This is a genomic window from Nonomuraea typhae, from assembly GCF_009760925.1.
Classification (GTDB): Bacteria; Actinomycetota; Actinomycetes; order Streptosporangiales; family Streptosporangiaceae; genus Nonomuraea; species Nonomuraea typhae.
The window spans coordinates 47,699-65,583 of record NZ_VRLV01000011.1; the positions used below are offsets into that span (position 1 = coordinate 47,699).

Genomic DNA, 17,885 nt, shown 5'->3' on the forward strand with positions numbered 1-17,885 from the left:
CGGTGTCAGGCCGTCGTCAGCCCCGATCCCCAGGCTGTGAGACGACCGAACGCATCCCACACGATCGGGGGGAACCCTTCATGCGACAGCTCGACGTCTCCGCCTACGAGACCGCGGAGAAGCTCGTCCTCCAATACCGGCACAAGCTCGTCTCCGGCGACCGGGTCAGGCCGATGTGGACGGGCGAGGGCGCCCAGTTCTGGTACCGCAGAGGCCGCCGGTTCGTCCTCGTGGACGAGGGCGGGCGGCGGCCGGCCTTCGACCATGTACGGCTGGCCAAAGGGCTGGCCGGCGCCTCCGGACAGGACGTGGACCCGGAGGCGCTGCCGTTCACCGCGATCGGCTACAGCGCGACGGCCGTGGAGTTCGCCGCCTTCGACGGCTACTGGCGCTGCCCGCTGGACACCTACCTGGTGGAGCCGGCCCAGCCGGGTCCGGCCGCCGGGTTCGACGAGGTGGTCTCGCCCGACGGGCAGCAGGCGCTGTTCATCCGGGACCACAACCTGTGGGTGCGCGACCTGGCCGGCGGCCGGGAGCGGGCGCTGACCGGTGACGGCGAGCAGGACCACGACTACGCCACCGGGCCGGACTGGTGGCACTACTCGGTCCTGCTCCGCAAGCTCGGCTTGCCCGCCATGCCTCCGGCCGCGATCTGGTCGCCCGACGGCGCCCGCGTGCTCACGCACCGCACCGACCACCGCGGCGTCCGCCGTACTCACTTCATCGACGCGCTGCCGGCCGAGGGCGGCCCCGCCCGGTTGTACACGCAGCGCTTCGCGCACACCGGCGACGAGAAGGTCGCCCTGGCCGAGGTCGTCGTCTGTGACCTCGCGACCGGCGCCGTGGTGCCCGCCGCGGCGGCCGCGCTGCCGATGTCGCAGACCTCGCCGGTGTTCCAGCGGTGGCTGTGGTGGGCCGGCGACGGCTCGGTCGCCTACTACCTGGGCTATCCCCGCAACCAGCGCAGCCTGTCGCTCAACCGGCTCGACCCGGCCACCGGGCGCGTGGAAACCCTGCTGACCGAGACCGGCCCGACCCGGGTGGAGCCGAACCAGTGGGCGGAGGGGCAGGCGCCCATGGTCGAGGTGTTCTCCGGCGGGGACGAGGTGCTGTGGTACTCGCAGCGCGACGGCTGGGGGCACCTGTACCTGTACGACGGGCGTACGGGCGCGCTGAAGAGGCAGGTGACCGCGGGCGAGTGGACGGTCCGCGAGATCCTGCGCATCGACGAGGAGGCGCGGGTGGTCTACTTCACCGCCTCCGGCCTGGTCGCCGGTGACCCCTATCCGCGCTCGGTCTGCCGGGCGGAGCTGGACGGCCCCGGGTTCGCGGTGCTGACCGAGGACGACCTGGATCACGCGGTCACGGTCGCGCCCGACAAATCATGCTTCGTCGACTCGGCCTCCACCGCCGAGATCCCGCCCGTGATCACCCTGCGCGACTGGAGCGGCCGGGTGCTGACCGAACTGGAGCGCGCCGACGTCAGCGGCCTGGTCGCGACCGGCTGGAGCCCGCCCGAGCGCTTCCGCGCCAAGGCGGCCGACGGCGTGACGGACGTGTACGGCGTGCTGTACAAGCCGCACGGCTTCGACCCCGAGTGCAGCTACCCGGTCATCGACCACCCCTACCCCGGCCCGCAGCGCAACCGCGTCGGCTCGGCCTTCGCGGAGATGCCCTTCGCCCACGAGGCCGAGGTGATGGCGGCGCTCGGCTTCGTGGTCATGGCCCTCGACGGGCGCGGCACCCCGGGCCGGGACAAGACGTTCTTCGACCACTCCTACGGCAACGTCGGGGACGCCGCCGACCATGTGGCGGCCCTGCGTGAGCTGGCGCGGACCCGGCCGTGGATGGACATGGACCGCGTGGGCGTGGCCGGCTCCTCCGCCGGGGGCCACCAGGCGGTCCGCGCCATGCTCGACCACCCCGACGTCTACAAGGCCGGGGTCGCGAGCTGCGCGAACCAGGACCTGGAGAGCTACCACGCCGGGTACGCGGAGATCTACCAGGGCACCCCCGGCGAGGCCGACTACAGCCGCGTGAACAACGTGGATCGGGCCGAGCGCCTGCGCGGCAAGCTGCTGCTGATCCACGGCGGCATGGACACCAACATCGCCCCCGACCACACCCTGCGCCTGGCCGAGCGGCTCATCCTGCTCGACAAGGACTTCGAGATGCTGATCGTGCCCGGCGCCGAGCACTTGTTCCTCGGCTACCACCACCACACCTACCGGCGGGAGTGGGACTTCCTGGTGCGCCACCTGATGGGGGCCGAGCCGCCCGCCTACCGGATCGCCCCGATCCCGTTCGACCCGGAGCTGCTATCCGACTGGTTCTGACAGCTTCGCCAGCGCCTCGTCCCTGGGCAGCCCGGCGCCCTCGCGGTAGGCCCGTTCGTACCGCTGGGCGCCGAGCAGGGCCGTCAGCTCGGCGGCGAGCGCGGCCAGCTCGGGCTCGCCCTGGTCGAAGGCGCCGCGGATGGCCTGGCTCAGGCCCAGGGCGGTGGCCGCGCCGTACGCGTCTCCCTCCAGCAGGAGCAGCCTGGCCAGCAGCTCGGCCGCGGTCGCGGCGTCCCTCTCGTTCAGGGAGGCTCGGACGGCCACGGGGAACAACGCGCGCGCCGCCCGCGCCTGCCCCGCGGCCAGCAGGTTGGCCAGGCGGGCGGTCGCGACGAGCCGGGCGACGGCCTCCTCGTCCATGGACAGGCCGCGGCCCATCGCCGCCAGCTCGTCGACCGCCCGCTCGGCCGCCTCCAGCTCTCCGGTACGGCGGTGCAGAGCGGCGATCAGGCGCCAGAGCCCGATCTCGGCATGTTGCCTGGCCCGCGGGTTCACCCGGCTCCTGGCCAGCTCCGCCTCGCGCCAGGCGCCTTCCCGGTCACCGGCGCGGGAGCGTTCGGCGGCCAGCCCGGTCCGGTGCCAGATCTCCTCCCCGATGCCGAGCTCGGCGGCCAGCACCGAGCTGCGTTCCAGCGCGGCGATGGCCGCCTCGTGCTCGCCGCGGATCGAGTGGACGCGGGCCAGGCTGCCCAACGTCATGATCAGCCCGGTGCGCTCGCCGAGTTCGTCGAACCGGCGCAGCGCCTCGGCCAGGGCCTTCATGGCGCCTTCCCAGTCGCCGTCCTCACCGCGCACGGTAGCCTCCATCCAGGACGCGGAGGCCCTGGCCCACGGGTCGCGGTGTTCGCCGGCCTTGGCCAGCTCGTCCTCGACCAGGTCGGCGAAGCCGTACACGAACGAGGCGGCGAGCACGAGCGGCACCGCCGGCACGAACCGCTCCAGCACGCCGGTGCGGATGCACTCCTCGATCAGGGGCCGCGCCTCGGCGGCGGGAGCGAAGACCCGGTCACCGGCCAGCGTGAGGAGCGCGGCCAGCAGCGCCCGCGCGTGGCCGGGCAGCGCGTCGCCGAACGCGAGCACCTCGGCCAGAAGCTTCTCCGATCGGGCGTCGAAGCGCGTGTACCAGTACCACCACAGCGTCGGCAGCGGCCGCCACGCGGCGTCGGCGTCGCCGTCGGCGATGGCCGCGCGCACCGCGAACAGCAGGTTGTCGTAGTCGGCGTCGAGGGCGGCGAAGGCGCGCAGCTGGTCACGCGAGCGCAGCGGCAGCTCGTTCTCCTCGGCCAGGAGCCGGAAGTGCCGGATGAACCGGGCCCGGACCTCGCCCTGCTCACCGCTGCGGCGCAGCTCCTCCTCGGCGTAGGCGCGGATCGTCTCCAGCATCCGGTACCGCCCGCCCGTCGCCACCACGAACGACTTCTCCACGAGCGAGCCCAGGACGTACACGCTCCCGCACACCGCTTCCACCGCGGCCTCGCCGGCGCCGCCGGGGAAGACGGCGAAGCGGCGTGCCAGCGTGCGTTCCTCCTCGCTCAGCAGGCCCCAACTCCACTCGACCACGGCGTGCAGGGTGCGCTGGTGCGGAAGCGCGGTCCTGTTGCCCGAGGTCAGCAGCCGGAAGCGGTCGTCGAGCCGACGGGCGATCTGCTCCAGGCTCATCGAGCGCAGCCGGGCGGCGGCCAGTTCCAGGGCGAGCGGCAGGCCGTCGAGGCGACGGCAGACGTCGGCGACCGTGGCGTCGTCCAGCTCGGTGCCCGGCAGCACGTCGGCCGCCCGGTCGCGGAACAGCCGCGCCGCCGGGGGCTCGGCCAGCGGCCCGAGCGGGCACAGCACCTCCCCGACGATCGCCAGCGACTGCCTGCTGGTGGCCAGGATGGTCAGGTACGGCAGGCGCCCCAGCAACCCGTGGGCCAGGTGGGCGACGTCCTCGACCAGCCGTTCGCAGTCGTCCAGCACCAGGACCGCCGCGCCGTCCTGGATCAGCTCGGCCACCTGGTCAAGGGGATCGGCCGGCCCGGTCTGCCGGGCGCCGCCAGACCTGAGCGTGCCGAGCACGACGTCGACCAGGCGCTCGGGGGTGTCGGCGGCGGCCAGGGAGACGAACCACAGCCGGCCGGTCCGGTACGCGGGGTGCCGGGTCACCGCCTCGACCGCCAGCCTGCTCTTGCCCGCGCCGCCCGGTCCCACGATCGTGACCAGTCGGGAGGTCTCCATCTGCGCCAGGACCTGCTTCAGCTCGTGCTCCCGGCCGACGAAGCTGGTCAGCCGAAGCGGCAGCCGGGGCTCCGCCCGTGCCGGGGACGTGCCGTACTCGCCGCGCAGCACGGCCAGGTGGGCGGCGCGTAGTTCCGGCCCGGGATCGACGCCGAGCTCTTCCGCCAGCGTGCCGCGGACGTGCTCGTACACGGCCAGCGCCGCGGACTGCCGGCCGGCGGCGGCCAGGGCCCGCATGCGCAGCGCGGCCAGGCGTTCGCGCAGGGGGTGGCGGGCGCTCTCCGACTCCAGGTCGGCCAGGATCGCCTCGTGCCCGCCGAGCCGGAGCTCCGCCTCGAAGCGGTCCTCGGCGGCCGACGTCCTCAGGTCTGCCCAGCGGGCCGCCGCGGCTGCGGCGAACGCGTGCTTCTCCAGGTCGGCCAGCGGCGTGCCGCGCCAGAGGCCCAGCGCCTCGCCGAGCAGTTCCGACGCCTTGCGCGGCCGGTCGGCGGCCAGCGCGTCGCGGCCCCGGGCGATCAGGTCCTCGAACCGCGCGGCGTCCACGTGCGGCGCCGGCAGCCGGTAGCCGCCGGGGACCGGCTCCACCTGCTTCGCCCCGCCCAGCGCCCGGCGCAGCCTGGACACCAGCGCCTGCAACGCGTTGGCGGCGTCGGCCGGTGGATCGGCGCCCCACAGGTCGTCGGCCAGCGTGTCACTCCGCACGGCCCGGCCGGGGGCGAGGGCGAGCCTGGCCAGGAGCGCGCGCAGTCTGGCGCCGCTGATCTCGATCGGCTTCCCGTCCTCCCCGAAGGCACGGATCTGCCCCAAAAGCTCGATGCGCACCGTTCCACCCCTCTCAGCGCGTCGTCGGGTGAGTAGGTGCCTACTCATGTGGTACTCGGACAACGCTCGCACTCTTGCCGCATGTTGCATCTATCACGATTCGCCCGACCGGCGATCATCCCGCTGGTCGTGCTCTGTCTCATCGCGCTCACCACGGTGCTGGCCCCGCCGGCCCGCGCGGCCACGGACGTCGTCGTCACCCTGACGATCAACCACGTCCAGCAGCACGAGAACCCGGACGACGACGGCGGGGACGGCGACTACTTCCCCGAGATCCGCATCGGCGACGGCCCGGGCGACCCCGTCTTACGCAAGCCGTACGTGCAGGACGACGTCTTCGACCCCAGCCGCTTCGCCGACCCGTGGATCTTCACCAGGACGGTCTCCGTGCCCGACGACAGGTTCACCGTCCCGGTGCTGGTCCGGCTGTGGGACTACGACGACGGCACCAACGGCGGCGACGACCTCATGGACATCAGCCCGGGCAACCAGGACGACGAGCTGAACCTGGAGTTCGACCTCGGCACCCGGTCCTGGCGCGGCGCCGCCGACGGGATCAGGCCGAACCAGAACCGCATCACCGGCGACGGCGACCCGAACTTCCCCGACACCAACGACGGCGTCGCCGCCACGATCGGCATCGACCTCAAGGTCGATCTCACCACCCTGCCCGACACCGACGAGGACGGCATCTACGACGTCATCGAGCGGTTCGGCATCAGGGAGATCGACGGCACGATGCGCTACGACCTGGCGGCCCTGGGCGCCAACCCGTGCCGCAAGAGCGTCGTCGTGACCATCGACTACATGTCCTCCCCGGCGGAGAACCACAAGCCCAAGACCGCCGCGATCAACGAGGTCAGGACCGCGTTCGCGAACGCCCCCGTCGATCCGGTACGGCCCTGCCGTTACGCCGGAGTCCCCACCCCGGTCGGCGTGGACTTCGTCTACATCGAGGGCAATCAGATCGCCGAGCAGGCCACGATCGGGCTGGACGCCGACTTCCGCAAGTTCCGCGACGACAACCTGAGCCCGCTGCTGCGCCCCTACGCGCACTACGCGATCGCCGCCCACGACCAGCCCGGGGCCGCGGGGGTGTCGGGAGTCTGCTGCGACGCGGACAAGGACTTCCTGATCACGCTCGGCTCCTGGCGCACCCTGTGCGTCGCGCCCGGCCCCAACGGCGTCTCCGACTCCACTCCGGGCGGCGACGACGCGCTGCTGGGCACCGGCGAGATCGACGTCGGCACCGACGGCGACTGCCAGAGCACCGCCGCCGGCGACGACGACCAGGTCATCCCGACCGGCACCGGCAAGGACGACGCCCGGGTCGGCACGGTCCGCGACCAGTCCGGCACGATCATGCACGAACTCGGCCACGCGCTCGGCCTCGCCCACGGCGGCAACCTCCGCACCAACCACAAGCCGAACTACCTGAGCGTCATGAACTACTCCTTCGACCCGGGCGGGATCCCGATCACGCCGGGCCGCAACCCCGTCCGCCGCCTCGACTACTCGCGCGAGGACCTGCCGGACCTGAACCGCACCAACCTGGACGAGTCCATGGGCATCCAGGACGGCACCGACCACACCCGCTGGCTGGACCCGACCGGCGCCGAGCAGTTCGGCCCCGGACGCGGCCCGCTCAACTGGAACTGGAACTTCACCCCCGCCGGGCGGGCCATCATCGACCCGCCGACGCCGCCCCTGGCCGTGGACGTCAACGCCGACGACGACGTCTGCGTGCTGGCCGGCCCGAACGGCATGCTCAACAGCACGGTGCACCCCAACGACTCCCAGGTGGGCAACGACATCCTGCGGGGCAGGGACGGCTCCTGCCAGTCCACGCCCGGCGGTGACGACACCGGCCGCGAGACCGTCCTGACCGGCTTCGACGACTGGGCCGAACTGGACTACAAGGGCGCCGCCGACACCGCCTCCGGGCCCGAGATCACCTACCGCCAGGCCGTACGCGCGGAGCTGGCCCAGCGCAACTTCTACGAGCCCGACGTCACGGTCGCCAAGACCGTGGACAAGGCCGCCGCGCTGCCCGGCGACACGCTGACCTACCAGGTGAAGACCACGAACGTCGGCAAGGGCCGCGCCGCCTCGGTGAGCCTCACCGACACGCCGCCCGACGGCGCCGCGGTGACCCGCGCCCTGCCCGGCCTGCCTCCGCAGGGCTCCCACACGGAGACCTTCACCTACGAGGTGCCCTGCACCACGCCCGACGCGGCCGAGCTCGTCAACCGCGCCGGCGTGACGGCCACGAACCTGGCCGACGAGGCGGAGACCAACACCGCCAACAACGGCGACGCCGTGACCACCCGGATCAAGGCGCCGCGGCTGACCCTCGCCGCCACCACCACCCCGCAGGCGGATGCGGCGGCGGCGGTGACCACCGGGCTCACGGTCGCCAACACAGGCAGCGCCGCCGCGACCGGGGTCACCCTGCGGTACACGCTGCCCGACGGCGTTTACTACAGCACCGCCCTCGACCAGGGCGCCGGGCCCCGCCCGACGAGCGTGACCGGCCGGGTCCTGTCGTGGAACCTGTCCTCCCTGGACGGCGGCGTCACCCGGAGCGTGGCGTTCACCACCCGCTCCAGCCTGCTCACCGAGGGCGGCACGCGGCTCACCGGTCAGGCCGAGGTCACGTACGGCAACGCCAACGGCTGCACCTACGCCCCGGTGACCACGTCGGCCACGACCACGGTCACCGAGACCCCGCCGAGCCGGGACCCGCGCGTCTCCACGATCTGGGCGACGTTCCCGAGCATGCGCACCGCCGAACTCCTGGCCAGGGTCCAGGCCACCGACACCCGCTTCGACACCTCCCCGGCCGACGGCCTGCTGACCCAGCAGGAGGTCAACGACACCTTCCGCCTGCCGCTCCTGCAGCCGAGGAGCCTGAAGGCCGAACTCCTGACCACGTACCTGAATCTGGCCGACCGCAGGATCAACGCGGCGACCCGCGTGCACACGCTGACCATCGAACGGCTCGGCCTGCGCACGGTCGGCGACGCGGCCCGGCACGCGCAGAGCGTGCTGCCGCGGCCGCCGCTCAGCAACGTGATCGCCTTCACCGACGCCACCCTGGCGCTCGTCGAGATCAACTCCGGCCTCGCCGAACGCTACTGACGCGGTGTGAACCGCTGCCCCGGGCCACCGTCCCGGGGCGGCGGCCCGCCTCAGCAGGTCCAGGCGACGTTGACGCCGGTCCCGCTGTTGGACTGGGCGCGTAGCTGGGGATAGGCGAGGTTCCTGCCCCAGGGAACGCTGCCCTGGCCGAGCCGGCCGAAGTCCGTGATGCCCATCGGGAACCACTTCGCCCGGCCGTTCTCGAACCCGAGCGCCTGAATGGCGACCTTGCCGCCGATGTTGCCGACGACCAGCCACTGGTAGTGCTTGCGGTAGCCAGGCCCGCCGGCGTAGGCCACCTTGGCCGTGGAGGCGTCGCCCATGACGAACCTGGGCTTGGCATAGGCGGTCCCCCCGCAGTACGGCGCGGCGGAGGCGGGCAGCGCGCCGAGGACGGGGGTGAGGATGAGCGCTGCGGTCATGAGGAGATGACGCATATCCATTCCTTTCTGTCGCCTCGACCATCGCCCGGGGGCCCGGCCGTCCTCCAGACCGCTGCGCAGCGGTCAGGACGCGGCGGCGGCGGAGCGGTAGTCCTCGACCTCCTGCGGGGTGATGCGCCCTTCCTCGATGCAGCGGGCCAGCAGGGCGGTTCTCGACTTGCACGGCCGGCCGGTCGCGGCGAATTTGAGCTGGGCCCGCTCGACGTACTGCTTGACGGTCTTGTCGCTCACGGTGCCGCCGCCCGACTTGGTCATGCGGCGGCCGATGGAGGCGTAGTCCATGCCCTGGAACAGGCAGAGCAGGGCTTCCTCCTCCCGCGGTGACAGGCGGGCGTCCACGAGCATGCTGCCGGCCATGGACGGGGTCATGCACGGCTGGTCGGCGGCGGCCTTCAGGATGATCTCGACGAAGTAGCCGCTGTCGGTCGCCTTGTCGAGGAAGGCCGAGGCCCCGGCCTGGATGGCCGCGCGCACGATGAGCGGCTGGACGTAGTTCGAGAAGACGACCACGCGGAGCCCGGCGTCGCACAGGCGGGAGACCCGCCGGGTCACGAGGTCGCGGGTGGGCGCGCCCTCGCCGCGCAGGTTGAGGTCCAGGACCACGACGTCGCAGGTGCGCCCGGGCCCGCTCAGCAGGGTCTCGACCGAGTCGGTGACCACGGACACGCGCACGCCGGGGGCCTCGGCGATCCAGGTGCGGACTCCGTCGATGATGACCGGGTGGTCTTCTACGATCGCGAGTGAGACGGGATGATCCATCGGGTCTGTACCCACAGCTGATCTCCTTGCAGGTCGTGGTCGCAGCGCACGGACGGGTGCGCGCCGTGCGCGAGTTCGGGGAGCGGCGCATCGGCCAGGATCGCCACCGCCACCTCCGCGGGCCTGGCGACGACGGTGATCCGGGCCCGCGTCCTGGTCGCGGCGAGCGTGACCAGGACGGGTTCGGTCAGCGCCAGCCGTACGGCGGGCGGCATCGGCGGGATCGTGCCCACGGCCGCCTGGAGATCCACCGCGGCTCCGCGGTGCTCGGCGGCGTCGGCGCCGGAGCGCAGGTCGCGCAGCAGCGGATCGGGCAGGTCCTCGGACTCGACCATCAGGCGGCGCAGCCGGGAGATCGCCACGCTGACCAGTTGCCCGGTCTCGGGCCTGGTCACGTCCAGCCGGCCGGCGGCCAGCTCGGCGAGGTGCCCGGCCACCACGGGGCGGACGAGGTCGTAGCGCCGCCGGCGCGCGGCCTGCACGGTCTCGGCGATGAGGCGCTGGGTGACGACGCGGGTGAGGCGGTCCTGGTCCTGCGCGGTACGGCCGGCGATCCGGGCGAGCAGGCGCCCGCCGATGAGGAGGGTGACCTGGATGACGCAGACGCCGTGCGCGTACACCAGGTAGCGGGCGAGGGGGACGGCGGTGAACTCCCCGAGGGCGGCCAGCGCGATGAGCCCGACGAGGGTGTTGCCCGCGACGAAGGCCAGGAATTCGGGCAGGGGCCGGCGCCAGAGCGCGACGAGGGCGAACCAGCCCACGGAGGTGAAGGCCCAGTTGTAGGGGTGGTAGAACGACGGGCTGCTGAGCGCGGTGGCCAGGACGCCGAGCAGGAGCGTGGGGACGATCAGCAGCCCGAGCCACGGCCCGTGCCCGCCGCCGCGCAGCACCACCGTCGCCGCGACCGCGCCCAGGACGGCGTCGAGGACCCAGGTGGCGGCGCCGTAGGTCAGGGGGACGCGGTCGAAGGACCACAGGAACACCGACGAGGGCAGCACGGGCATGACATGCCAGATGATCATCACGAGGATGGCGGCCCGGAGCGCGCCGTCGTCGTAGCGGCGCTCGACCGCGCTCACCGGGATGTCACTCATGGCGCCACTCCAGGACGATCGTCGTCCCCTCACCGGGCGCGGCCCTGATCGCCGCGCTGCCGCCGGCGGCGGTCATCGCGCCGGTGACGGCTTCGCGCAGCCCGAAGCCGGTGCGCCGGGGGTCGAAGCCGCGGCCTTCGTCGCGCACGGTCACCCGGACAAGGGGGCCGTCCGCGGTGAGCCGGATCGTGGCCCGGTCCACGCCGGCGTGCTTGAAGACGTTGGCCAGGGACTCCTTGGCGGCCTCGGTGAACGCGGCCGCGATGGTCGCGGGCACCTCGGCGGGCTCGAGCTCCAGGGTCACGGTGAGCTGGGGAGCGTGCCAGTCGGCGAGGCCGGCCAGGCGCCGGTCCAGGCGGACCAGCCGTTCGGGTTCCTCCCCGGCCTCCTCCGCCGAGCGGGACAGCTCCCGCAGGTCCGCCGCGGCGTGCCGGCGCAGGGCGGCGCCGGGGTGCGGGGTGGCCAGTTGGAGGGCGATGGTGAGGGTGGTCAGCGGCCCGTTGTGGATGGTCCGCAGGTGGGATCGGGCGTCCTCCCGCGCGGCCCGGCCGATCTCCAACCGGCGGATCTGGGCCTGGAGCTCGGTGAAGACCCGGGCCGCCGCCTCGCCGGTCCGGGTCGCCACGATCATCGTCGCCGCCGCCGCCAGGGCCTGCACGCACAGGACCACGGTCTGGTTGGCCGCCGAGACGCCGATCGAGGAGGAGCCGGCGAACAGGGCGGCGGGCACCAGCAGGGAGACGGGCACGGAGATCCACAGACCGCCCGCGAGCTGGGCGGCGATCACAGTGAGGCTGGCCAGCCCGGCCACCCAGCTCGCCCCGCCGGAGATCGCCTCCGCGGGCACCAGCTCCCCGATGAACAGGCAGAAGGCCGCCGTCATCAGCACGTCGAGGACGACCAGCCAGCGGTCCAGCCCCCGGATCCAGCAGATGGCCCCGTAGAGACCGGTCCAGGCGGAGAGCGTCACCAGCGCGAGGATCGCCCAGCCGGGGGTGTCGAGCTCGGCCAGGCCCAGCAGGGCCGACGGCACCACCACCACGACCGCGGAGCCGCGCAACCCGGCGGCCATCCGCGACATCGCCGCGCGCACGGGCTCCACGCGCAGGAGCCGGTCGACGTCGGCGTCCCTGAACGTGCCCATGGCTCAACCCCCACAGGGTGGGAGGCGGCCACCCCCAACGTGGCACGCCGCCCCGCGCCCGCGCAACCGGATGACCGCTGTGGAGCGGTCTTTTGGCCGCATCTCGCCACCGTCACGCTGACGCGTACGAACCGATGGCCAGGAAGGCAGGAACGGCCATGAGAACGATCTTCTGCATCGCGACCCTCTTATTCGTGCTCACCGCGCTCGCGCCACCGGCGGCCGCCGCCGCGCCGTACGTCTATGTGGCGCTGGGGGACTCGGTGGCGTCGGGACACGGCGTGGACACCAGCGCGACCGACGACTGCCGCAGGTCCACGGCGGCCTATCCCGACCTGGTGTACGCGACCCTCTCCAATAGCGACTTCCACGACCTCGCCTGCTCCGGCACCACTACCGCGCTGATGCTCAGCCGCCAGGTGGGGCACGCCGACCGGATGCTGGGCGGCGACAGCGGGCTGGTGACGATCACGATCGGGGCCAACGACTTCGAGTTCGCGAAGGCCATGACCTACGTCAGGGCCTTCCTCCCCGGGCTGTACGGGGAGTTCCGCAGGTTCCGCGACAGGGCGGCGGAGCGCGTGCGCACCAACCTCGCGACCGCCCTGGAACGGCTCGGCGCCGGCAAGCCACAGCGCACGATCATGGTGACCACGTACTTCAACCCGTTCAACGCCAAGTCGGTGCTCTACGAGACGGCCAACTGGCTGGGCGCCCAGTGCGACTGGACCCAGTACGGCCGCCCGCCCTGCCACCAGGTGATGGCGGAATCGGTCGAGGCGCTGAACGCGGCCATCCTCGGCGCGGTCGCCGACTACGCGGGCACGGGCGCCGACGCGCGCGTCATCGCCGTCGACGAGGTGGCCGCCGCGTTCGACGAGCGCCGCGCACCCAAGCCGTACTGCGGTACAGCCGACCCGACCTTCGAGGAGTCGTGGATCCAGGCCAGACAGGACGGCAGGCTGAACGTCTTCGACCCGCCCCGCAACGGCGACGACTGCTTCCACCCGAACGCCCGTGGGCAGGAGGAACTGGCCGGGATGGTGCTCCGGGCCATGCCCGGCAGCTGATACACGGCGGATACACGGCTGAGCGCAGGCGGACATCCGGTCAACACCGTGCGGAGGGAAGCGGCCGCCAAGGTTGCCGCACGGTGTGAGCCAACGGTTAGGAGTTCCGTGATGCGTGTGCTGGTGTTCGGTCTGTTCGGGCTGGCGGTGGTGACCGGGTGCGGGGCCAACGCCGCCGCCCCAGCGGAGAAGGCCGGCGTCTCGGCGGACAAGATTCGCGAGCGTGAGCACGTCATCGCCACCTGCATGAAGCAGAAGGGGTTCGCCTACGCTGCCCAGGTCAGCCAGCCGAAGAAGGAGCCGGTCAGCGCCGACTACGCGACGATGAAGGAGCAGCGCGCCAAGCACGGCTTCGGCGTCTTCTCCGCCTACGTCTACCCGAGGCCGTCCGCCGAGGCGGTGCCCGATCCCAACCAGGCCACGATCGACAAGCTCCCGGCCGGGCAGAAGGACGCCTACCGCACGACCATGAACGAGTGCCGGATCGGCGCCCTGCGGCAGGTGTACGGCCTGAAGGTCACCTCGGTCGACGACTACTACGACCAGATGAGCAAGGCCATCGAGGGCATCGACAAGGAGCTGAACGGCGATCCCAAGCTGGTGGAGCTGGCCGCGCCGTTCGCCGAGTGCCTGAAGGCCAAGGGCGAGCGGGTGGCCTCCGGCAGGCCGGGCGACCTGAGCGTCCGGGGCTCGGCGGTGTGGGGCGAGCAGGCCGACAAGCTGGCCAAGAACGGGAAGGTGTCGGCCGAGGCGGCCCGGCCGTACCTCGTGAAGGAGATCAGGTCGGCGCTGGCCGACCTGGAGTGCGGCAAGGACTTCTACGCCGCCTACATCCCGCTGAGCCAGCGGCTGAACAACGAGGCCCGCGTCCGGTTCGGGTTCTCCGAGCAGTGAAACGCAAGGCGCTGATCGTGCTGGCCGCGGTCCTCGTGGTGGCGGGGGCCGGGTGGGGGCTGAGCACGCGGCTGCGCTCCCCGGCCGACGAGGCCGCCGCGCGCAAGCCGCCCAAGCCGTCGCTGGTCACCGTGGCGGTCGAGCGGCGCAAGCTGGTCAGCACGGTCGTGGTCAGCGGTGCTCTGGAGTACGGCTCGCCGTACCCGGTGTCGCTGGCCGGAGTCGTCGGGGGCAGCGACACCGCGCAGCGGGCCACGCGCGCTCCCCGGCGCGGCACGATCAAGGAGGGCGGGGTGGTGATGGAGGTGAACGGGCGTCCGGTGTTCGCCTTCTCCGGGAAGGTGCCGATGCATCGCAGCCTGGTTCCCGGCGTCGAGGGGGACGACGTGCGGCAGTTGCAGAAGGGGCTGCGGCGGCTCGGGCACGCGGTGCCGGTGACCGGGGTGTTCGATGCGGCAACCGTGGCCGCCGTCACCCGGTTCTACGCCAAGCGGGACTACCGGGCGCAGCAGCCGACCCTGGAGCTCCGGCAGAAGCGGGATGAGCTGCGGCGGGCCGTACGCACCGCGCAGGAGGTGCTCGCGACCGAGCGGAAGGCGCTCGACCTGGGCAGGGACGTGCTCCCTCTGAAGGTCAGGCTGGCCAACGCCCGGCGGGATCTGCGGGAGGCCGAGCAGGCGCTGGCCCGGGCGCCGGAGGCCACTCCCGACGACGCGGCCAAGATCGAGGCGGCCGAGAGCGCGGTGCGGGCGGCCGAGGAGAAGCTGCTGGCCGCCCAGCAGGAGCCCACGCCGGCGCCGACCCCCACGCCTTCGGACAGCCGGCTGCGGGACTTCCAGCTCGCCAACGCCCAGGCCGAGCTGGACGCGGCCCGGCGGGCGCTGGAGCGGGCGCACGAGGAGGCCGGGCTCGCGCGGGAGAAGCGGCTGGCCGAGGCCGGCAAGAGCGTGCGGGTGGCCCGCGAGGCCGTCGTCACCGCCGAGCAGGCGCTCCGGCAGGCCAGGCAGCTGTCCCCGGTCAAGCTCAAGGTGGCCAACGCGCAGGCGGACGTGGGCGCGGCGCGGGCGCTGCTGGCCGAGTTCGACAAGACGTACGGCACCAGCGTGCCGCCGGGTGAGATCGTCTTCCTGCCCAAGCTGCCCGCCCGCCTGCACAAGGCGGGCGTCAAGGCGGGCGAGCAGGTGGACAAGCCGATCGCCACGGTGACCAGCTCCACGTTCGTGGTCTCCGGCTCGGTGGACGCGGGCGAGGCCGAGCGGCTGAAGGCGGGCCTGGCCGCGAGCATCGAGACCGAGTCCGGCAGGACCGTCGCGGGCACGGTGAGCGCGCTGGGCGGGCGGGACGCGAAGGGCGCGGTGCCGGTCGTGGTCACCCCGGCCTCGATGAAGGGGCTCAAGAAGCTGGCCGGGGCCGCGGTGACCGTGCGCGTGACGATCGGCGCCACCGGCGCGGAGGTGCTCGTGGTCCCGTCGGCCGCGCTCGTCACGGCCGCGGACGGCAGGGCGCGGGTGCAGGTGGAGACCGCGCCCGACCAGGTCAAGGAGGTCCAGGTGCGGACCGGCCTGGCCGCGGACGGCGCGGTCGAGGTGACCGGCGACCTGAAGCCGGGCGACCTGGTGGTGGTCAACGGTGGCTGAGCCGGTCATCCTGCTCCGGGACCTCACCAAGGAGTTCCCCGCCGACCCGCCGGTCAAGGCGCTCGACGCGGTCAACCTGCGCGTCGAGCGATCGGACTATCTGGCCATCGTCGGTCCCTCGGGATCCGGCAAGTCCACGCTGCTCAACATGCTCGGCCTGCTCGACCAGCCGACCGGCGGCAGCTATCTGCTCGACGGCATCGAGACCACCACGCTCAAGGACGGCGCCAGGACCGCGGTGCGCGGCAGCCGGATCGGCTTCGTCTTCCAGTCCTTCCACCTGCTGCCCCACCGCAGCGTGCTGGAGAACGTGATGCTCGCCGAGGTGTACGGCAGGGCCCCGCGCAAGGGCCGCCGCGACCGCGCCCTGCGGGCCCTGGACCGGGTACGGCTGTCGCACCGGGTGGACTTCCTGCCGGGCAGGATGTCCGGCGGCGAACGGCAGCGCGCCGCCATCGCCCGCGCGTTGCTGGGCGAACCGGCGCTGCTGCTGTGCGACGAGCCCACGGGCAACCTCGACAGCAGGAACACCGACGCCGTGCTCGACTTGTTCGACGAGCTGCGCGCCCAGGGCATGACGATCGTGGTCATCACCCACGAGAACGAGGTCAGCGACCGCGCCGACCGCCGGGTCCGGATTGCCGACGGGGTGCTCAGTGAAGCTCCGTGACCTGCTCGACGAGGCCATGGCAGGTCTCCTGGCCCGCCCGGTGCGCTCGGCGCTGACCGCGCTCGGCACCGTGCTGGGCATCGCCACGCTCGTCATCACCCTGGGCGTCTCCGCGACCGCGGGCAACCAGATCGTCGGCCGCTTCGACGAGCTGACGGCCACGTCGGTGACCGTCGAGGTTCCGGAGAACCCGTTCCCGCTGGTCGGCTGGGGCGACGTGGACCGGGTGACCCGTCTGCGCGGCGTGGTCTCGGCCGCCGCCCTGGCCGAGTCGAAGGAGGGGGCCAACCTCAGCGTCCGCGCCACCGACGTCGTGGACCCCGCCCGGGTCACCGACCAGCCGCTCACGGTCGTGGCCACCAGCCCGGGCCTGCCCGCCGCGGTGAAGGGCAGGATGATCGAGGGCCGCTACTTCGACGCCGGTCACCAGGCCCGCGGCGACAAGGTCGTGGTCCTGGGCGCGCAGGCGGCGAAGATGCTCGGCATCACGAGGCTGGACCGCGCCCCGGCCGTCTTCATCGGCACCCGGGCCTACACCGTCATCGGCGTCCTGGGCGAGCTGCGCCGCGAGAAGAGCCTGGCCGGAGCGGTCATGCTGCCGCCGGCCATCGGCAAGCGCTACGGCCTGGACACCGTGACCCGCGTGCTGGTCAACACCGGCCTGGGCGCCGCCGCCCTGATCGCCGAGCAGGCGCCGACCGCCCTGAGCCCCGGCCACGAAGGGCTTCTCCAGGTCATTTCACCGCCCAGCCCGACCCGGGCCCGCGACGCGGTGGAGGGCGACGTCAACGCCCTCTTCCTCATCCTCGGCCTGGTCTCGCTGGTCGTGGGCGCGGTCGGCATCGCCAACGTCACGCTGGTGACGGTGATGGAGCGCGTCGCCGAGATCGGCCTGCGCCGCGCCCTGGGCGCCGCCCGCCGCCACGTGGCCGCCCAGTTCCTGCTGGAGTCCACCCTCACCGGCCTGGTGGGCGGCGCCGTCGGCGCCTCGGCGGGCGTCGTGGTGATCGTCGCGGTGTGCGCGGCCAAGCAGTGGACCCCGGTCCTCGACGTACGGCTGGCCGTCCTGGCCCCGGCGGCGGGCGCGGTCGTCGGCCTGCTGGCCGGGTTGTACCCCGCCCTGCGCGCCGCCCGCATGGAGCCGGTCAACGCGCTGCGGTAGTCACCTGGGCCGGTTCCTGATCGCCTCGGCGTGCTCGGTCAGCAGGTGGCGGAATCGGCCCAGCAGGTCGGCCAGGCGGCGGAGGTCCTGGTCGGAGGCGGTGCCGAAGAGTTGCGTGGTGGCCTGGTAGAAGTCGTCGAACAGGCCGAAGGCGCGTTCGGCGCCCAGGGGCGAGGCGTGCATGAGGATCCGGCGGCGGTCCTTGGGGTCGATCTCCCTGGAGGCGTAGCCGCCCGCCTCCAGCCGGGCGGCCATCGCGCTGATCGCCGCCGTGGTCAGGCCCAGCGCGGCGGCGACCTGGCCGGGGCTCATCGGGCCGTGGCGGACGAGCAGGTTCAGGCACATGAGGTCGGTCTGGTTGATGCCGATCTGGCCGGCGGCGGCGTTGCCGATGAGGTCCAGGGCCATGCTCAGCTCGAACAGCTCGCCCGTCAGCTCGCGGGCCAGCTCGTCCTTAGAATCCTTCGACACGTTGATACTCAAATCACTTGACTATTAG

Annotated in this window: 13 protein-coding genes; 7 read left to right on the forward strand and 6 right to left on the reverse strand. The window is 72.8% G+C overall.

What is annotated here, in order from left to right:
• The first annotated feature begins 80 nt into the window (after positions 1 to 80).
• Positions 81 to 2,336 carry a S9 family peptidase gene (locus tag FVE25_RS35100; protein ID WP_157251513.1) on the forward strand — a complete coding sequence of 752 codons (2,256 nt, stop codon included), beginning with the start codon at positions 81 to 83 and terminating at the stop codon, positions 2,334 to 2,336.
• Here the strand turns inward: FVE25_RS35100 and FVE25_RS35105 are convergent.
• Positions 2,319 to 5,372: an AfsR/SARP family transcriptional regulator gene (locus FVE25_RS35105; RefSeq protein ID WP_157251515.1), complete on the reverse strand. Its 3,054-nt coding sequence runs from the start codon at positions 5,370 to 5,372 to the stop codon at positions 2,319 to 2,321. The two genes, FVE25_RS35100 and FVE25_RS35105, sit on opposite strands and share 18 nt — an antisense overlap.
• Positions 5,373 to 5,453: 81 nt before the next feature.
• Here FVE25_RS35105 and FVE25_RS35110 point away from each other — a divergent pair, with 81 nt between their 5' ends.
• The gene (locus FVE25_RS35110) at positions 5,454 to 8,513 is read left to right on the forward strand and encodes a DUF11 domain-containing protein (protein ID WP_157251517.1); all 3,060 of its coding nucleotides are present in this window, start codon (positions 5,454 to 5,456) and stop codon (positions 8,511 to 8,513) included.
• Positions 8,514 to 8,563: 50 nt separating this feature from the next.
• On the opposite strand, the gene FVE25_RS35115 is transcribed toward FVE25_RS35110, so the two are convergent.
• The 4 genes from FVE25_RS35115 to FVE25_RS35130 form a co-directional block, all read right to left on the reverse strand.
• Complete coding sequence (locus FVE25_RS35115) at positions 8,564 to 8,950, reverse strand: hypothetical protein (RefSeq protein WP_157251519.1); 387 nt, start codon at positions 8,948 to 8,950, stop codon at positions 8,564 to 8,566.
• A gap of 69 nt (positions 8,951 to 9,019) precedes the next feature.
• Positions 9,020 to 9,730 carry a response regulator transcription factor gene (locus tag FVE25_RS35120; protein ID WP_219825767.1) on the reverse strand — a complete coding sequence of 237 codons (711 nt, stop codon included), beginning with the start codon at positions 9,728 to 9,730 and terminating at the stop codon, positions 9,020 to 9,022.
• Positions 9,685 to 10,809 carry a hypothetical protein gene (locus FVE25_RS35125; protein WP_157251520.1) on the reverse strand — a complete coding sequence of 375 codons (1,125 nt, stop codon included), beginning with the start codon at positions 10,807 to 10,809 and terminating at the stop codon, positions 9,685 to 9,687. Before FVE25_RS35125 ends, FVE25_RS35120 begins: the two co-directional genes overlap by 46 nt.
• On the reverse strand, positions 10,802 to 11,953 hold the full coding sequence (locus FVE25_RS35130; protein ID WP_157251522.1) for a sensor histidine kinase: 1,152 nt from the start codon (positions 11,951 to 11,953) through the stop codon (positions 10,802 to 10,804). The genes FVE25_RS35125 and FVE25_RS35130 overlap by 8 nt, the downstream gene beginning before the upstream one ends.
• Before the next feature lie 158 nt (positions 11,954 to 12,111).
• On the opposite strand from FVE25_RS35130, the gene FVE25_RS35135 reads away from it, so the two are divergent.
• The 5 genes from FVE25_RS35135 to FVE25_RS35155 all read left to right on the forward strand — a co-directional run bounded on the left by FVE25_RS35135 (position 12,112) and on the right by FVE25_RS35155 (position 17,386).
• Complete coding sequence (locus FVE25_RS35135) at positions 12,112 to 13,023, forward strand: SGNH/GDSL hydrolase family protein (RefSeq protein WP_157251524.1); 912 nt, start codon at positions 12,112 to 12,114, stop codon at positions 13,021 to 13,023.
• Positions 13,024 to 13,134: 111 nt separating this feature from the next.
• A complete protein-coding gene (locus FVE25_RS35140; protein WP_157251526.1) occupies positions 13,135 to 13,917 on the forward strand; it encodes a hypothetical protein in 783 nt (260 codons plus the stop codon).
• Positions 13,914 to 15,554 (forward strand): efflux RND transporter periplasmic adaptor subunit, encoded by a 1,641-nt coding sequence (locus FVE25_RS35145; protein WP_157251528.1) that lies wholly within the window; start codon positions 13,914 to 13,916, stop codon positions 15,552 to 15,554. The genes FVE25_RS35140 and FVE25_RS35145 overlap by 4 nt, the downstream gene beginning before the upstream one ends.
• Positions 15,547 to 16,224, forward strand: coding sequence for an ABC transporter ATP-binding protein (locus FVE25_RS35150; protein WP_157251530.1), 678 nt, complete (start codon positions 15,547 to 15,549; stop codon positions 16,222 to 16,224). Before FVE25_RS35145 ends, FVE25_RS35150 begins: the two co-directional genes overlap by 8 nt.
• On the forward strand, positions 16,211 to 17,386 hold the full coding sequence (locus tag FVE25_RS35155; protein ID WP_157251532.1) for an ABC transporter permease: 1,176 nt from the start codon (positions 16,211 to 16,213) through the stop codon (positions 17,384 to 17,386). The genes FVE25_RS35150 and FVE25_RS35155 overlap by 14 nt, the downstream gene beginning before the upstream one ends.
• Here the strand turns inward: FVE25_RS35155 and FVE25_RS35160 are convergent, their stop codons facing one another.
• On the reverse strand, positions 17,387 to 17,857 hold the full coding sequence (locus tag FVE25_RS35160) for a MarR family winged helix-turn-helix transcriptional regulator (protein WP_157251534.1): 471 nt from the start codon (positions 17,855 to 17,857) through the stop codon (positions 17,387 to 17,389).
• Positions 17,858 to 17,885: the final 28 nt, after the last annotated feature.

Excerpts from the sequence above, each read along its gene's own strand:
- FVE25_RS35100 (WP_157251513.1), top strand. The coding sequence starts at position 81 with ATGCGACAGCTCGACGTCTCCGCCTACGAGACCGCGGAGAAGCTCGTC.
- FVE25_RS35110 (WP_157251517.1), top strand. The coding sequence starts at position 5,454 with ATGTTGCATCTATCACGATTCGCCCGACCGGCGATCATCCCGCTGGTC.
- FVE25_RS35115 (WP_157251519.1), bottom strand. The coding sequence starts at position 8,950 with ATGCGTCATCTCCTCATGACCGCAGCGCTCATCCTCACCCCCGTCCTC.
- FVE25_RS35125 (WP_157251520.1), bottom strand. The coding sequence starts at position 10,809 with ATGAGTGACATCCCGGTGAGCGCGGTCGAGCGCCGCTACGACGACGGC.
- FVE25_RS35130 (WP_157251522.1), bottom strand. The coding sequence starts at position 11,953 with ATGGGCACGTTCAGGGACGCCGACGTCGACCGGCTCCTGCGCGTGGAG.
- FVE25_RS35135 (WP_157251524.1), top strand. The coding sequence starts at position 12,112 with ATGAGAACGATCTTCTGCATCGCGACCCTCTTATTCGTGCTCACCGCG.
- FVE25_RS35140 (WP_157251526.1), top strand. The coding sequence starts at position 13,135 with ATGCGTGTGCTGGTGTTCGGTCTGTTCGGGCTGGCGGTGGTGACCGGG.